At 39.5% G+C, this 16,736-nt stretch carries 15 protein-coding genes; 1 reads left to right on the top strand and 14 read right to left on the bottom strand.

Going from position 1 to position 16,736, the window contains the following annotated elements; translation table 11 throughout:
- Positions 1-71: 71 nt before the first annotated feature.
- The 14 genes from ACI6PS_RS08770 to ACI6PS_RS08705 form a co-directional block, all read right to left on the bottom strand.
- Complete coding sequence (locus ACI6PS_RS08770; RefSeq protein ID WP_421012182.1) at positions 72-596, bottom strand: DUF421 domain-containing protein; 525 nt, start codon at positions 594-596, stop codon at positions 72-74.
- Between the two features lie 24 nt (positions 597-620).
- Positions 621-2,135, bottom strand: a complete 1,515-nt coding sequence (locus ACI6PS_RS08765; RefSeq protein ID WP_421012181.1) for a DEAD/DEAH box helicase — start codon at positions 2,133-2,135, stop codon at positions 621-623.
- Positions 2,136-2,369: 234 nt separating this feature from the next.
- Positions 2,370-3,179: a DUF3667 domain-containing protein gene (locus ACI6PS_RS08760; protein ID WP_421012180.1), complete on the bottom strand. Its 810-nt coding sequence runs from the start codon at positions 3,177-3,179 to the stop codon at positions 2,370-2,372.
- 72 nt (positions 3,180-3,251) lie between these two features.
- Positions 3,252-3,620, bottom strand: coding sequence for a nuclear transport factor 2 family protein (locus ACI6PS_RS08755; protein WP_421012179.1), 369 nt, complete (start codon positions 3,618-3,620; stop codon positions 3,252-3,254).
- Between the two features lie 22 nt (positions 3,621-3,642).
- Positions 3,643-4,092 carry a DUF1801 domain-containing protein gene (locus ACI6PS_RS08750; protein WP_421012178.1) on the bottom strand — a complete coding sequence of 150 codons (450 nt, stop codon included), beginning with the start codon at positions 4,090-4,092 and terminating at the stop codon, positions 3,643-3,645.
- Between the two features lie 793 nt (positions 4,093-4,885).
- The gene (locus ACI6PS_RS08745; protein ID WP_421012177.1) at positions 4,886-6,061 is read right to left on the bottom strand and encodes a winged helix-turn-helix domain-containing protein; all 1,176 of its coding nucleotides are present in this window, start codon (positions 6,059-6,061) and stop codon (positions 4,886-4,888) included.
- Between the two features lie 263 nt (positions 6,062-6,324).
- Positions 6,325-7,854, bottom strand: coding sequence for an N-6 DNA methylase (locus tag ACI6PS_RS08740; RefSeq protein ID WP_421012176.1), 1,530 nt, complete (start codon positions 7,852-7,854; stop codon positions 6,325-6,327).
- Between the two features lie 4 nt (positions 7,855-7,858).
- Positions 7,859-8,647 (bottom strand): hypothetical protein, encoded by a 789-nt coding sequence (locus ACI6PS_RS08735; RefSeq protein ID WP_421012175.1) that lies wholly within the window; start codon positions 8,645-8,647, stop codon positions 7,859-7,861.
- Positions 8,644-10,206, bottom strand: a complete 1,563-nt coding sequence (locus ACI6PS_RS08730; protein ID WP_421012174.1) for an AAA family ATPase — start codon at positions 10,204-10,206, stop codon at positions 8,644-8,646. The genes ACI6PS_RS08735 and ACI6PS_RS08730 overlap by 4 nt, the downstream gene beginning before the upstream one ends.
- A gap of 4 nt (positions 10,207-10,210) precedes the next feature.
- Positions 10,211-11,680, bottom strand: a complete 1,470-nt coding sequence (locus ACI6PS_RS08725) for a restriction endonuclease subunit S (protein WP_421012173.1) — start codon at positions 11,678-11,680, stop codon at positions 10,211-10,213.
- The gene (locus tag ACI6PS_RS08720) at positions 11,680-14,442 is read right to left on the bottom strand and encodes a type I restriction-modification enzyme R subunit C-terminal domain-containing protein (RefSeq protein ID WP_421012172.1); all 2,763 of its coding nucleotides are present in this window, start codon (positions 14,440-14,442) and stop codon (positions 11,680-11,682) included. Before ACI6PS_RS08720 ends, ACI6PS_RS08725 begins: the two co-directional genes overlap by 1 nt.
- A gap of 285 nt (positions 14,443-14,727) precedes the next feature.
- Positions 14,728-15,369 carry a DUF6266 family protein gene (locus ACI6PS_RS08715; RefSeq protein WP_421012171.1) on the bottom strand — a complete coding sequence of 214 codons (642 nt, stop codon included), beginning with the start codon at positions 15,367-15,369 and terminating at the stop codon, positions 14,728-14,730.
- Positions 15,370-15,391: 22 nt separating this feature from the next.
- Positions 15,392-15,622 (bottom strand): hypothetical protein, encoded by a 231-nt coding sequence (locus tag ACI6PS_RS08710; protein WP_421012170.1) that lies wholly within the window; start codon positions 15,620-15,622, stop codon positions 15,392-15,394.
- Positions 15,623-15,763: 141 nt separating this feature from the next.
- Positions 15,764-16,024, bottom strand: a complete 261-nt coding sequence (locus tag ACI6PS_RS08705) for a helix-turn-helix domain-containing protein (RefSeq protein ID WP_421012169.1) — start codon at positions 16,022-16,024, stop codon at positions 15,764-15,766.
- Positions 16,025-16,093: 69 nt separating this feature from the next.
- Here ACI6PS_RS08705 and ACI6PS_RS08700 point away from each other — a divergent pair, with 69 nt between their 5' ends.
- Positions 16,094-16,234, top strand: coding sequence for a hypothetical protein (locus tag ACI6PS_RS08700; protein ID WP_421012168.1), 141 nt, complete (start codon positions 16,094-16,096; stop codon positions 16,232-16,234).
- Positions 16,235-16,736: the final 502 nt, after the last annotated feature.

Raw genomic sequence — 16,736 nt, 5'->3', positions numbered from 1 at the left:
AAGAAAGCTAATTAAAAAAGAAGCTCTAATCCAATATTCATTATTGCTTACGAAGTTTTTACTTGTTAAGACTAGGATTTTTTAAGGTAGATATCATCCAACGAAGTCCATTTGCTCAACGCTTCCGCTTTTTTAACCACGGTCATTTCGCCGTTCAATTCCATCACCACGGCACGAACATCCTCAATTCGTTCAATACGGTATTGCCTGATTTCTGCATAGATTTCTTCCTCCGTAATCAATTCCCTTTTCATCGCATCTTCCATAAAAGAACCGTTGTAAAACAAAAGCGACGGAGTAGAGTTGATCGCTTTTTCCATAGTCTTGGATTTTTTAGCCATAAAGGCAAGCAGATATTGCAACAAAATGATGACCATAAGGGCAATACATCCTTCTGAAACAGTGACTTTCATCAGGATCATCGAAGACAGGGTGGAACCCAGCGTCACCGAAACCACAAAATCAAATGCATTCAATTTCGCCAACGTTCTTTTGCCCGAGATTCGGATAAACAGGAACAAGGCCAGATACGACACTAAGGCACAAATGGCAATATGATAGAGGCTTTCCCAATCTTTAAAAAATAAATGTTCCATGGTTGGTATGATTAAGTGTAAGTATTAGCCATTGGCAACTTCCAACGATTGCCTTCTTGCGTATAATTTCTTTATAAAGGTCGAAAGGCGTAACTGATAATCTTCCAACAGCCATTCCTTATAGCTTTTGGTGGCTTTCTCTAGACAGCTAACATATTGCTTGATGCGCCACTCAATTTCAGGTTGAAGGGCTTCCGCCAAATGAAGGGCTTCGGATAGGGTTGTGGCATTCTCCAAACATATCAACGCTTGCTGTCGGATGGATTGCTGGATCACCACTTTCGGTTTTTGATCGGCTTCCAGTGCCTCCTGATAATGACTTTCTACATCAAACGTCAGCTCCAACGTATTGGGAAATTGTGCCCTCAACGCAGCAGATAATCCATGAGACTGTACGGCTGAACCAGTGGATTGTCCCTGCAGTTGCTGTGCAAATACTTCGGGATGCTCAAACACATGCTTCCAATCTACAGGTTCTTCCCAATGGCCAAAACGCTCTATGTTGTTGCCCAGGTCAATGATCTGAAAGCTCTTTTTGGAAGGCAGTCTTCTGGAGCCACGCCCCACCATCTGATGGTATAAGGTGATCGAAGTGGTAGCCCTGTTGAGGACGACCGTTTGAACGCTTGGCTCATCAAAACCGGTTGTGAGTATGGATACTGAAGTAAGTACCGCTCCTTTGGTTTTCTTGAACCAAGCCAGTATTTCTTTTCGCTCTTCGCTTGAAGTGCGATTGTCGAGATGCCTGATGGGAATGCCGGCCGCCTCAAAGGTGGCACGTACTTTTGTCGAAGTATCGATGCCGTTGTTGAAGATAAGCGTCTTTTTTCCTGATGCATGTTCTTGGTAGCCTTTCAGCAAAAGTGCAAGCATCGCCTGCGAACCATACAATTCATTTGACGAACTGACGGTATAATCGCCGTGCACGCCTGTCTTGAGGGTGTTCAGCTCCACTTCATACTTGATGGACTTCGGCGAAGCCAAAAAACCACCTTCGATTAGAGTGGCAATGCTTTCTCCGGCAATAAGCGACTCGTAATGTTGTTTCATCGGTTTGGTGATGTCGGAGCTGAACGGCGTCGCGGTTACACCAATAACAGAAGCATGCTTGAAGCTGTCCATCAATTTTCTAAAGGAATTATGATGCGCTTCGTCGATGATCACCAGCCCTACATCCTGTGTCTTGATTTTTTTAGATTTGATCCTGTTCCGCAGTGTTTCCACCATCGCCACATAGCAATTGTGCTTTGCCTTGAAGTTTTTACTCGTACTGCTGATGATCTTGTTCTGAACACCATGGCGCTTTAAGGTAGTGGAAGTCTGTTGGCACAATTCCTTGCGGTGGGTGAGGATAGTGACGGTCTTGCCGTATTGCTCAATGTAGCGCCTTGCTATTTCGGAGAAAACTACTGTCTTTCCGCCACCGGTAGGCAATTGGTAGAGAAACTTTGCACGCGAAGGTGTTTCCAACTTCTCAAAGATAGATTGGATATCCTTTTCTTGGTAATGGTATAATTGTTTTACGGGATTTTTGGTCATGGGGTCGTTTTATTTCACCAGCTAATCGGCAAGCTACTGTACAATCAAATTTCCACCAAAGCCCCCAAACAGAGTTATACTATTACTGAATTCTTTTATAGCTTCCAAATCCTTGAAATCCCAAAACAGCGCACGTCTTAACTTGGCCCTAATTTGTCATCAGAGGCTAATAAAAAACGATGCATTCTAAGGTTAGACTCAAGCGATGCCTATAAGTTCCAGATTCAAATACTCCTATGGAGCCATAGGATTGATACTGTAAGTGCCCTGAAACGTCCAGTTGGAAACAATCCCAATCAAGAGCAGCAATAAGAGCGCCATTTCAAAAGCAAGCATTACAAAGAACAAGACAATCCTATAGGCAATACCCCATTTGGAATAAGCAGCACTGAAGGCATTATAAAAACCATAACAAATGTAGAAGAAGATTAGGAAAATGATGGATTGGCTCACAGTATTCGCAAAGCCATCACTGAACTCTATAATCAAGCTAAAATAAAAGATCAGATGCCCCAATATGGAAAACAGTAACGATCCTAACAACAGCATTCCGGCAATGATGCAATGCTCACTCAGATTCAATTTCTTTCTTCTAAACAACAAATAGCTGTTGAGTGCTCCAAATGGAATAGCAAGAAAAAGCAGCAACTTGCTCTTTTGAGAATATATGTTGTCCAATGCTTTATTGGCTTCCGATTCATTATCGGCATAATGAGGGATTTCATACCCTAGTGCCAGCTGTAGTTCAGCATAAAAATGACGAAGGAACAACAAGAAGGCAAAGGTCAGCAGGATGAGGTAGAACACATTGTAATACCTTTTTCTTTTTCCATAAATATAATCCAACGACGCTTTCCCAGGGCGGAGTAAAGCTTCCTTAATCGTGAAAAGGATCCCTTTTTCAAGATGAAAAGTCCCATGCAACACATCATGAAAGATAAAATTCTTAAAAGTAATCCGGTGGGTGTCGGCTTTTTGCCCACAGCCGGAACAATACTGGTCCACTAATTCCTTCTCGCAGTTGAGGCAGTTGTTGCTTGTCATTGCTTTACGCGGTGTTAAGTTCAAACTTTCGAAACGAATGTAGGAAAAAAAAGTATTCCTTTTACAATCGTTTCAACCAAAATGGAGTGATGCATTTTTAGACATTAGGTAGGAGGTGAGCTGTTTGATTTTCGAATTTTCAAATACAAATACATCACAAAATACCGCATCGAGTTTATTGCCGTTTACCATTTCACCCTGAACAGCTCCTTCGGCAATTACGATATTTCCCTCCTCCACCAATCGGTGTATTTGGATGGTCGGACTCACCACAAAGTTTTCGTTTTCAATTTCCTTGTCAAAGGCTTCCTTGCCGACATGCTTGTAAACCCCGGGCATTTCCCAAATCACATCTTCTGCAAGGCACGACAGTATTTCCTCATGATTGCTTTCCCTAAAGCCCTGCATATAGCGTTCGATTGTTTTTTTATGTTCAGACATGATTTAAAATATAAAGATTAGTCTATGATTTATGGGCTTGCGTCCTGCAGGCACACTCGTGATGTTCGTTCAGATGGGCTATGGAGGCACGGCAGATTTTTTCCAAAACCGAAACATCAATGTCTGCCAATTTATTGACATAGATGCAAGCTTTGCTCATTTTATATTTTCCTAATCCATCCAATAAAGACTTGTTTTCTTCGGACGGCGAATAAACATACAGCGAGAATGCCGCTTTGCGGGGCGAAAAGGCAATCAGGGGCATATCGCCTTCATGTCCGCTGGCATATTGATAATGGTAACTGCCAAAACCAATAATGCTGGGTCCCCACATTTTCGGTTCAAATCCCGACCAGTCCCGCATAAGCGCAATCAGTTGATAACTGTCTTCCTTTTTTGGGTCACTCTCCACAAAAGAATCAAGGAAAGCAGCCACGCTCACTTCCGTTTCAACAGTCTTGTTTTTGCTCATAGCAGCATCATTTAAAAAGGTTCCACACAACTAAAATACAAAATTTCTATAAGCCGCATCAAACCAAGCAAAGCCCCCATCTTTTTTTCTCAAAATCCACTTAATCCATGACCCGAGAACGCAGTTCAAACGGAAAAAGTAAATCAGTATAATCCGTGTAATCCGTGTAATCTGTGGCAAAAACCAAGCGCAGTCTTTAATCTATAAGGCTTATTATTCGTGTAAATTTGTGTAATCCGTGGCAAAAAAACCAAGCGCAGCGCCAAATAATTCGCTTCAAATCTGTGCATCCGTGGCAAAAAACCAAGCGCAGTGTTTATGTCAACCCAAGCACAGCACCTTTGCGTCTTCCCAAAAAAGGCAACACACCCCTTAGCGAACCTTGCGTAAAACCCTTGCGACCTTTGCGGTTAAACCCCAAGCACACACCCTTTCAAATAATTCGATTCTTCGATTCTTTGCGGCAAAAAAAGCACACCACCTTCACATGCTTAGCGACCCAAAAACATAGTTCAAACAGAAAAAGTAAATCTGTATAATCCGTGTAATCTGTGGCAAAAAACCAAGCGAAGCCTTTAATCTATAAGGCTTATTATTCGTGTAAATTTGTGTAATCCGTGGCAAAAAAAAACAAGCGCAGCGCCAAATAATTCGCTTTAAATCTGTGCATCCGTGGCCAAAACCAAGCGCAGCGTTTTATATGAACCCAAGCACAGCACCTTTTCATCTTTCCAAACAAAAAACCAACACACCCCTTAGCGACCCTCGCGTAAAACCCTTGCGCCCTTTGCGGTTAAACCCCAAGCAAAGCACCTTTCAACCCAGCAGGACTAACCTCCGTCACCTCAATCCCCTCACAGCCATTAAAAACAGCAAACGCCTTCAAAACCTCCATAAAACTCCCCAGCCACGCCTCCACAGGAATACCCTCGTTCTCCACATGCAAATGAATCACCTCAAACCGTTTCTCTTTCCGATGCGCCTTGCAATCCATCCTCCCAATAAAGGCAGTTCCAAACAATATCGGCAGACAGAAATACCCAAACTGCCTTTTCGCCTGTGGCACATAGCATTCCAGTCGGAAATCATACCCAAACAATTGCTGCAGCCGATCCCGATGGATGATCGAATTGTCAAAAGGGGAAAGGAACCGTACAGTCGGGGCCACCACCCCAACCGATTGCTCCATCACAGCAGTGGGCACAAATACCGCAGGCATGCCCTCAACCGCCACTTTTTGAAGACTACCCTCCTCAAGCATGCTGTTCAAGACCGTATCCACATTGTTGCGCAACGCCGAACCCTTTTTCAGATGCGTGATCTGTTTCACCGTCGTAAAGCCATACGCCCGCAGATACGTCTGTACAAGATATTCGGCAAACTCAAGCGGACTCGGAACCGACACCTCAACCGAGGCAGGCAGTACCCGCTCGCGGAGGTCGTATTTTTTCTGCATTCCCTTGCGTTCAGTTACCATCAGGTCGCCCTGCATAAAGAGCCGTTCCAGTGCCAGTTTGGTAGGCTTCCAGTTCCACCAGCTTCCCGGTTGCTTGCTCTTGCTTTCAAAATCTTTGGACTGTTTAGGGCCTTCCGCACGGATGCTGTCCAATACATACGCCATCACTTTTGGATCTGCTCGGTAATACCGCGACCCATTCTGCTTGATCTCCAGCATCTGGGGCAACACAAAGCGGAACTCCTGCATAGGCAGATACGATGCCGCATGGAACCAATACTCAAAAACCTGCCGTTCCTGCAGCAGTTCATCTAGATACTGTGGTTGATAATCCGGTATTCTGCTCCAAAGCGTATGGTGGTGCGCACGCTCCACAACCGACAAGGTGTCAATTTGCAGATAACCAAGACGCTCCATTGCATCCAGCACCGCTTGTTTGCCTGTGCCGAATGTGGAAGGGTGTAGTAAGCCTTGGTGTTGTAGGGTGATATGTTGGAGGTGTTGTAGATTCAAGATATTGTAATATAAATCAGAGTTTATAAATATTATTTTTATATTTGTCTTACTTCAAGAGCGAAACATGAGCTCTTAAATAAATTACTGCAATAGAGCATCTGCCTTCTAAGCAGACGGTCATTGATTCGCTCAGTAATTTACACAAAACATCTTAAAATAGGAAAGAAGGTTACTGGTTTGAATCCAGTCGAGGTCACAAGCTTAGTAATTATTTCTGATTATGTTATCAAACGCTATAAAAGAAAATAAATACTTTATAATTATTGGTTTTCTTCACTCTTCTCCAGCTCACTCACGATCTCTCTAAAACTCGCTAATCCCGCTTCAATATTATCAATAATCTCTAATGCCAAAACATCGGGGTCAGGTAGATTGTCTAAATCCGTTAAGCTTTGGTCTTTTACCCAAAAGATATCCAAACTGGTTTTATCTCTAGCAATGATTTCATCATAACTGTATTTTCTCCATCGACCATCTGGGTTTTCTTCACTCCAGGTTTCTTTACGTTTATGGATGTTAGAAGAATTATAGCATTTTACAAAATCTAACAAATCAGATTCTGCTAAAGGCTTTTTCTTCAGGGTGTGATGAACATTGGTTCTGTAATCATAAAACCAGACTTCTTTAGTCCACGCCTCTTTATTGGCGGGTTTGTTATTGAAGAACAGCACATTCGCCTTTACACCATTGGCATAGAAAATACCGGTTGGCAAACGTAAAATAGTATGCAATTCTGTTGTTTTTAATAACTGCTTTCTGATTTCTTCTCCGGCACCGCCTTCAAACAAAACATTGTCCGGCAAAACAACTGCTGCTTCGCCATCAATCTTCATTAAGGACTTGATGTGCTGCAAAAAGTTCAACTGTTTGTTGCTGGTGGTTTCCCAAAAGTCCTGACGATTGTAGCTGATGTCTTCTTTCTCAATATCTCCATCTTCGTTGGTAACGGTCATTCCGCTTTTTTTACCAAATGGTGGATTGGCTAAAATATAATCATACGTCTGGCTTTCGGCGGCAATCAATGCATCGTTTGATTTTACCAACGGTTCTGCATCTATTTCTCCAATACCGTGGAGATATAAATTCATCAGACACATTCTACGCGTGCTGGCTACAATTTCATTGCCGTGAAAAGTACTGTTCTTTAAGAACATCTTTTCATCTTTATCTAATTTATTGTTTTCTGTAAGCCAATCGTAGGCTGCCAAAAAGAAACCGCCAGAACCGCACGCCGGATCTATCACGGTTTTCATTGGTTTGGGCTGTACGCAGGCAACCATTGTTCTGATTAATGCTCTTGGCGTAAAGTATTGACCTGCTCCCGATTTGGTATCTTCCGCATTCTTTTCCAACAAACCTTCGTAGATGGTTCCTTTCACATCAGCGCCCATCATACTCCAGTCTTCTTTGCCAATCATCGTGATTATGCGTTGCAGATTGGATGGGTCTTGTATTTTGTTCTGACTCTTCACATAGATTTGCCCCAACATCCCTTTTTCCGTACCTAATGATCGTAATGCCTGAATATAAAAAGACTCCAGTTCTGCACCGTTCTTTGAAATTAAATTCTCCCACGAACAAACTTCGGAACCTTCCACTTCTTTGCCTTCTACATCTTTCAGTCGTGGTAATTTTAGGTTTCTGTTGTAAGGTGGTTTATTTAATTCATCCACCATTTTAAGAAATAGCAGATAGGTGATTTGTTCCAAATAATCCCCATACCCAACTCCATCGTGGCGCATTACATTCGCCAGATTCCATATTTTTGATACTATTGCTGCTTCTGTCATTGTTCTAAATTTGTTTTAACCAACTCAATCCTGAGCTATAAATACAAGATTGCGCTACCGCTGAGAAAGGTTTTGTTTTATCTTTTAGCTCTGCTATCTGTTCTAATTTCTCTTCAAAAAGAGTATTGTTTTTTACTGTTTGTTTTGTTGACAATTCCTCTAAAATGCTTTGAGCATCGGTAATCAAGCTGTTGCATTTTTTCCAAACTTTTGCTCTTTCCTCAATAAGCATATTAAAATTTAAATTCAGCGTCTCGATTGTATAAATTACTCGCTCTTTATTCCAATCTGCTAACTCAGCACTATAAGTAATTTCACCATTGTCAATAAAATTAAGTAGGCCAACGTCAGCTCGTTTGCAAGGATCTAACAAGTAAATAACTTCATCTTCCAAATCATCATCTTCCTTTGTACACTTATTCTTAATAACGTCGAATTTATCCTTTTTACGAACATTTCCAGCTCCACCACTATAGCGATAGTTTAAATAATCAAAAGCTAACCACCAGTATCCCTCCCTCTCAGTTTTATCTTTTTCAACAACTTTACCTTTCGGTCTGAAATGGTCAACATGAGAATGAGCAGAAGCATCGACAGATTCAGAATACCAACATTTATTATGTGATAATTTTCTTAAATCTTCTTTTAATTCTCCCCATAGCAATTTGTGACTATCAATTATATCAAGTTTCTTTTTATAATCTAGTTCTGCTTTTACTAAATCTTTAACAGCTTGAGCTTTAACTAACCATTCGTTTGATGGTTTATATTTCGTAATATCTATAAATATCATTTTTCTTCGCTTTTTAAACGATTAATAATACTTAATGCAATTTCTTCTTGTTTCTTAAGTTGATCTGAGCTGTATGTAGCATTATGTTCTTCCTGTTCATACTGTTGATAAGCTACAGCAAATTTTTGATACAGTGGATCATTAAAAGGATTAGTAAATCCTAAAGTTTGCAATTCGTTGTGTAACTGATTTAATTCGAATAATTCTTTCTCTGATGCCTCATTATTCGCATTCTTAATTGCTAAACAGTTTCTCCTTTCTATTTTTTGTAAAGTTGGTTCATCTAATGTTGATGGCAATCCAAATAATTCGCTTTTTAAGATGTTATCAACCCCTAAACCTCGGGGATCAATATCTGGTTGATTTACAACTGTTCCATTGTCAGTTTTGGTAAAAATTCGAACTTCTTCCTTTACCAAAGACCCAATTACTAACGGATCGTGTGTATTAATAAAAATTTGAGTGGATTCTGGTTTTTGAACTACCTCTTCTAAATATTTCATATAATGCCATTTCCATAACGGGTTTAAATGGGTATCTGGTTCATCTAACAATATTAAAGAATCCTCATCTTTTGTAAACTTCAATAAACCCAAAACCGTTAACAATTGTTGCTCACCCTCACTTAAATCTCTGAAAGTAATAGATTGATCTATATTACGTTTTTTTACCCGTATACGTACTTCTTCAAGTAATTTTGATATGTAGGTACTTTCTAAGGCTTTAAATAATTCTACATTACTACTGTAATGATTGGCTAAACTATCGATTTCTGTATTTCCTTTTAGATATAAGTACAATCTCTCCTGTGAATCGTACTCTCTGAAGTCTTTCCTTATTCTTTCGGAATTGTAAATAGGAGCAAAACTTAACTCCCATAAAATATTTAAGAAATTACGTACTAATCCTTTTGCACCCCAAAACACATCTTCTTTATCTTTAGCCCATTCAGGTTTTTTTAGAATAAAAAGAACAGAATTAATGTCTTCGATACCTAATACGTCATTCAAAAAATCATTCGTTGATGCAGTTCTATGGGTATAAAAACCTAAAAGCACAAAATAAGAGTGTACTAATTGTACGTAAAATAATTTACGCAGATCGTCAATTTCCTCTTTATTAAAATCTTCTTTAATAATTTTATCATAAAATGTATTTTGATGATCCCAAAAGTGTTCTTTAAGCTTGTTGCTTATACCTGAATAGTAAGTGAATACGTATTTGGGCTGAAATAACTTTTTATTTTCAATAGAAAAAAAATCTTTTAGACTGAGTGGTTTTTCATCAACTGAAACTGTGTATTTTTTGTTTGAATACGCGACCTCAATAATTTGATTTTTGATTTGGTAATTGATTTCATATTCAAAAATAGGGTACGAACGTTTTGTATCAGTATTTAAATCAAGATGCTTAAATATTAATACTAAAGCTTCGATAAAATTAGACTTTCCTGTGGCATTTTGCCCAAGTAGAACAGTAATCATCTTGCCTTCATCGATATCTATCTCAAAATCTGTAAGATTTTTATACGATTTAATTTGAACTCTATCTATTCTCATGGATTTAGATTAATTTAATGGTTACCTTTTTACCATTCTTCACCTCTTCAATTTTACCTTGCTCTGATAACTCTTTTAACTTCAAATAAAACGCATCAATATCATTTGTATAGACAGAATCCTTCCACAATTGATCTACAGGCATTTCGCTGTTATTCTCCATTAAGAGCACTAAAATTTCTTTTTTATCCATCTTGATTTTAGGTTTTATTTTTATTGTTCTATCTACTAATTTATTGGCTTCATGCTCGGATTTTATTTTTTTTAACAATACACTTGCAGGTTCATAATCTGCAGCTTGTTTACATTCTGCCAACTCTTGTGCAGTTAACAAACTACCTTCAAATGCTTTTTTAAGAATGCTTTGGCGCAAGGCTTCTGCTTTTACTAAACTTTCTTTGATGTTTTGTTCTATAGAATCACAAACAGATAAACGGGATTCAATCTGTTTGACGATTTGATGTTGTTCTAATTGATTTTTAGTTAAATTAATTGGAATTAGTTCGATATCTCTTTTTGCTAAGCTTGGAATAGTGGTACTTTTATCCAACTGCTTAAAATTATAAGATAAACACCAAAAATAGAATAGTTTATCATCTACATCAGATTTTGATTTTAAACCAAAGGCGGTATCTATATTCCAAAATTTTTCTTTGACATAGATAGGCGAGTTAATAGTCCCCTTTCTTCCAACAATTGTGGTTCCTTCCTCACAAATAAATTTACTAGCTCTTCCGATGATTCCCCCACTACCATAAATTGGATATTTACCATGGGCAACTTCTACTTCTTTTTGATTTTTACCCGAAATCACATCGGCAATATCTTTAAATGAAAAAGTTGCCCAACTATTATTTACATTATTTTTCTCTCTCCATTCCTTTGTTAACTCCCCTTCAAAGGCCTTTTTCAAAACCGCTTGTCTGTAAATTTTTAATTGCTGTTGTGCTTTATTTAAATCGGCAATACCTGCATCTAAACTGCTAAATAAACTTTCTAATTTTTTAACAATGGCTCGTTGTTCAGGAAATGGTGGTAACGAGAAATCTAAATTCTTTAAAATTGTTTGACTAATATTTGGTTGTGCTCCTCCAATCCCCTGTTTAATAAGATATGATTTCTTATTTACTAAATAATAATAAGCATATTTACTGAAAACAAATGGCGTTTCAAATATTCCACAAATTGCTTGATTAGTTGCCGCAGGAATTCCTAAAATTGCAATTTTCCCTATTGTAGCACCGTATAAAGCTAAAAGAATTGTTCCAGTCGGAAATACTTTAGCACTTGAATTTTTTATCGCTTCTTCAGAAATAAATTCTTCTGCTTCGGTTATAACATTACTTTTTAGTTCCCCAGATTTTATCCAAGGTATATCTCCGATATAATAATTTTCGTTTCTTCTACTTGGTGTTCCACCTGATGTTGTGAAAAATACATCATCAAATTTACACTCTATCCAATCTTCTCTCATTATGCAGCCAACGCTTCATTTAATTCATTAATAATACTATCCATTTCGTTACCAAATAATTGGTACATCTTCCCTCTTCCGCCTTTGCTGTCAAACGGGTTATAATCTAAATCATCCAGCTCTATATGGTACGAACTTACAATGTGGTCTTTTATCATCCGCAGCCATTCCATCTGTTCGGTACTAAAGCGGTTGTGCTGTCCGGCATTTTGTGCAAAAATCCAACGCTTAAAATTCTCGTCAATAGTTTTATCAAAAGGTTTCAGTTCTTCATCTATGCCACACACTTTTCTAATCAAAGAAACCAATGCCGTCAGTTCATCTTTCGGGCAATCGCTTTTCACTTCTTCTATACCCGCATAAGCACTCCAAACATTTGCCGGAGCCAACAGCGGTTTTTCCAGTTTCAGTTTATCCATTACTTCTTTTATCATTTTAAAAGTAATGTCGCGACGGTTGTAAGGCTGGTCGTAGAAAATACTCAGCGCCTGTATCTCGTCTTTATTGGCTTTAAGATATTCGCTAAAATCGTTAATCAAGGCTTTGGCTTTGTCCACAGATTCGGTGTCCCATTCTGCTTTGGTCACTTCATCCAGATTGATATGGTCGATAATCTGGTCGTGCTGTTTCCGCACATTATCAATATGCTCGTTCAGTTTGCCATTAAAAGTTAAAGATGCTGTTTTCATTAAAGCTTCCTGCGCTTCGGCTCTGGCTTGCTCTTCTTTTGCAGGCGTACGCTCTTGTACTGGAATTTGGGCAGTGAAGGCTTTTGCTTTATCGGCAATAACATCAGCATCAAAAGCCTCAATCAGTTCACGGGTCATCTGTTTTAAACTTTTCCCTTTTGCCAGTTCCTGTATTTTTTCTTTTTCGGCATCGGTCAGTTGTTTTTCTAAACGGATGAGTCGATTAGCCAAAGAGAGATACACATCTTCTTCCTGCACACCCATTGTAACGGCTTGCAACAAATCTTTTAACGGAATGGTTGGTGCACGTTCCAGCGGACGGCTGTCGGTCTTTTTAGATTTTGTTGCACCAACGGCATCTACAATCACAAAATGTGTTTTAGCATCCGCTGTTTTGGTGACCAGTTTTAATTTATCGGCAGAAATGGTACGTGTTCCACGTCCTTTCATTTGTTCAAAATAATTGATACTTCTCACATCCCGCATAAACAGCAATACCTCCAAAGGTTTTACATCGGTTCCGGTCGCAATCATATCTACCGTAACGGCAATACGCGGATTATAGCGGTTTCTAAAATTATTTAGTACTGTTTTGGGCTTTTCGTCATTTTTATAAGTTACTTTTTTACAAAAATCATTGCCCTCATCAAACACTTCTCTGATGATGTTGATAATATCATCGGCGTGGCTGTCGGTCTTGGCAAAGACCAAAGTTTTAGGCACTTCATATTCGCCCTTTTCATCAAAACGATTAGGAAAAATGTCTTTTTGCAAAGCATCTTTATAAGCCTTAATAATAGTTCTGATTTGGCTGATGTTGACTACTTTTTTATCTAAATCATTGCGCTGATAGGCGGTGTCTTCGTCCACCTGTTGCCAGCGTTTGGCTCTGGAAAGTTTATCTCTTCTATCTACAAACCAACCTTTTTCAATCAAAGCACCTTTGGTAGAAATATCGGTTTCTATTAAATAAACATCGTAAGGAACATTTACGCCATCAATAACCGATTCTTCGTAAGTATATTCGCTCACTACATTCTGATTAAAGAAACCAAAGGTTCTTTTGTCGGGCGTTGCGGTTAATCCTACCAAAAAGGCATCGTAATAATCCAACACTTGTTTCCAAAGATTGTAAATAGAACGGTGGCATTCATCAATAATAATAAAATCAAATTGCTCAATGGGAACTTTCGGATTGTAAGCCACAGGAATGGCGTCTCTTTTTGCCAATTGTTTTTCTATCCAACCTGAATTTTCATTGGGGTTCACTACATCTTCATCCTCATCCATTTCTTCGCCCTGTAAAATAGAATACATCCGCTGAATGGTAGAAATACACACCTGACTTTCATCAGCGATATAGCTGGAAGTCAATCGTTGCACATTATACAATTCCGTAAACTTGCGGTTATCATCCTGTGGTTGATAGGCTCTGAATTCCTGCTCGGCCTGTTCGCCCAAGTTTTTGGTATCGACTAAAAACAGAATGCGTTTAGCTTTTGCGAATTTTAATAATCGGTAAATAAAAGTCGCTGCAGTAAAAGTTTTACCCGCACCCGTCGCCATTTGAATCAGCGCTTTCGGTCGGTTGCCTTTAAAAGATTTCTCTAAATTATTGATGGCAATAATCTGCGCCGGACGTAAACCTGCTGCATCTAAAACAGGATAATCTGTAAACCTTCCTCTTAAACTTTTGTCTCTTTTCGACCATTCTAACAACGTCTCCGGCTTATGAAAACTAAAAACATTTCTCCCTCGTGGTTTTGGGTCGGTATAATCGGTAAAGCGGGTCAAAACGCCCGTGCTTTCGTAGATATATTTTAATCCTTCTGTATTTTTGAAAAACTTAAGTGAGGAGTTTGCATATTCCGCAGATTGTTCCTCCACCATTGTAAGGCGGTGTCCCTCGTCTTCTTTTTTGGCTTCAATTAAGCCTAAAGGTTTTTGATTGACAAATAAAACATAATCAGCTGGACCAACACTAGTTTGGTATTCGCGAATAGCGACACCCAATCCGACACTGAAATCAGTTTCCTTTTTAGATTGAACGTGCCAACCGGCTTGTCGAAGCATAGCATCGATTTGGTCGCGGGATTTTTGTTCTGGATTTTGATTTGGTGTATCCAAATTTCATTAGTTTGTTCAAATATAGTAAAAGAAAACACTTTCTTACAAAGTATGGTTGTAGATGTTTAGTTTTTCGTTTTTTTTCCAATTTTCATATCAAAAAACACCATTGATTTTAATACTGCTATATCCTGTTCTACATATTAAATAATATGAATCTCATGCCAAATCACCAACAAGGTAAAACTCCCAAAAAAAAGCCCCGAGTTTCCCCGAGGCTTCCACAGCATGCTAGATCAGCTTGATGCGTCCCAGATAATTACTGGTCGCATACTTTTTCTCGTCTTCCGAGACAAATGAAATCCAGCATTCTACTTCGTCCCCCAGCATAAAGTCCGGTAGCTGGAGATCTGCTTCACGCTCAGAGCGCTTGGCTACTTTGAAAAACATTTCCGAGGAGTGCTTTTCCGTGTTATACACCACCGCAATCAGAACATCGGTAGGCTTTGCGGTAGCCTGTCCGGAATTGTCGTTCCACGTTAGATGGATACTACCGCCCGCATCTGCGGTTGCTCTAGGCGATGCAACGCCCAGCAAATCTCCTTTACTGATTTGCACTTTTTCATACACCATTTCATAGCGTCCCGCCACATAGTCCACTGCTTCTTTCATGTGATAGGACAGTGCCATGTTCTTCTTGGAACGGTCGCCCATCTTGTGTCCGAAGTAGCGCCCCAACATTGGCCCCAACGGTGTTACAAATCGTGTTACAAACGCAAACTTTTCGCGTTGCAACAACTGTTTTTCACTCGGCTCCTTGGTCGATTTCTTTGGCAAACTGCGGATGATGTCCTTGCCCCGCCAATTGGCACCGACAACAGGACCTACCTTGCCCGAAAAAGCACCGAGAATTCCCTTATTGTATTCTCCCATAGCTTTTAGTATTAGGAATTAGTTAATAGTTCCAGCCCACAACAGGCGGATTCCAGACGAAAGTAGGACGGGTTTTTGTGTCCTCCAAAAAAACGGCAAGGATGACCGAACTTGGGTTTAGTTGTATATTATTGCGTGCATTTCTACTATTTTGACGGCTTTTGAACGGTCTTGACAAAGTACCTCCAAAAGGGGCTGTTTTAGGTAGTCTTCTTCGGGTGTTGTTCGGGTGTTCTTCGGTAACGCTTCGCAAAACACCCCCTTTTTCCGAACAACTACCGAAGAACACCCGAAGAAAGGCAGAACAAAGGGTATCAAAAGAAAGGTGTTTTTGAGGTAAAAAAAAGGGCTTGGCATAAAAAAAACCGTCAACTTGTGGTTGACGGTTAGGGCATTATTTTTTTTGGGGTTTCTTGAGTTCTTGGAGACTCCTTTCCAAAAGAGTGTCGTTAAAGAAAGATTTGGGGTAAAAAATCTTTCCTGCAGGTTTGATAAAAGGCAGTTCTCCTTTTTTCCGCCAGCGCGATAGCGTACTGTCAGATGTTTTAAACATGATTTTCAATTCTGCAGTGTCGTAAAACTCTTCATCTTTCGCAAGGATGATTCCATTTAGGGTCTGTCCAGGGACATTACCATTTTGTTTTTGGTTTTTCATTTGGCAATTAATTTTAAATTTAATAGATAACGTGTTTAATATTAAAATATTTCACACAATTAAAATTAAATGTCTATATATTTAACTAATACCAGTCATAGAAAGCCATTAACAGAAGAAAATACAATCTGCTCGTGTGTCATTCCGACCAGCAGTAGTGATGTAGTTGTCATTCCGACGCAGGAGGAATCACATAAAGTAATTCCATAAGCCAGACCTCAGATGATAAGATTTCTCCTTCGTCGAAATGACAAAACGGTGTCTTCATCAGCAGAAGTGCTGTAGTTGTCATTCCGAGCGCTCCCAAAGCTTCGGGAAAGAGACCACCACGAATAGCCGCAACAGCAGAACACTTCAGTTGTCATTCCGACGCAGGAGGAATCACATAAAGAAACTCCATAAACCAGACCTCAGATTATGAGATTTCTCCTTCGTCGAAATGACAAAACGGTGTCTTCATCAGCAGAAGTACTGTAGTTGTCCTCCCGAACGCCCCGAAGCTTCGGGAGAGGGACCACCACGAATATCCGCAACAGCAGAACACTCCAGTTGTCATTCCGACGCAGGAGGAATCACATAAAGAAACTCCATAAACCAGACCTCAGATTATGAGATTTCTCCTGCGTCGAAATGACAAAACGGTGTCTTCATCAGCAGAAGTGCTGTAGTTGTCATTCCGACGCAGGAGGAATCACATAAAGAAGCTCCATAA

Source organism: Flavobacterium sp. PLA-1-15 (assembly GCF_049060005.1).
GTDB lineage: Bacteria > Bacteroidota > Bacteroidia > Flavobacteriales > Flavobacteriaceae > Flavobacterium.
This window is presented reverse-complemented; position numbering and strand designations above follow the sequence as displayed.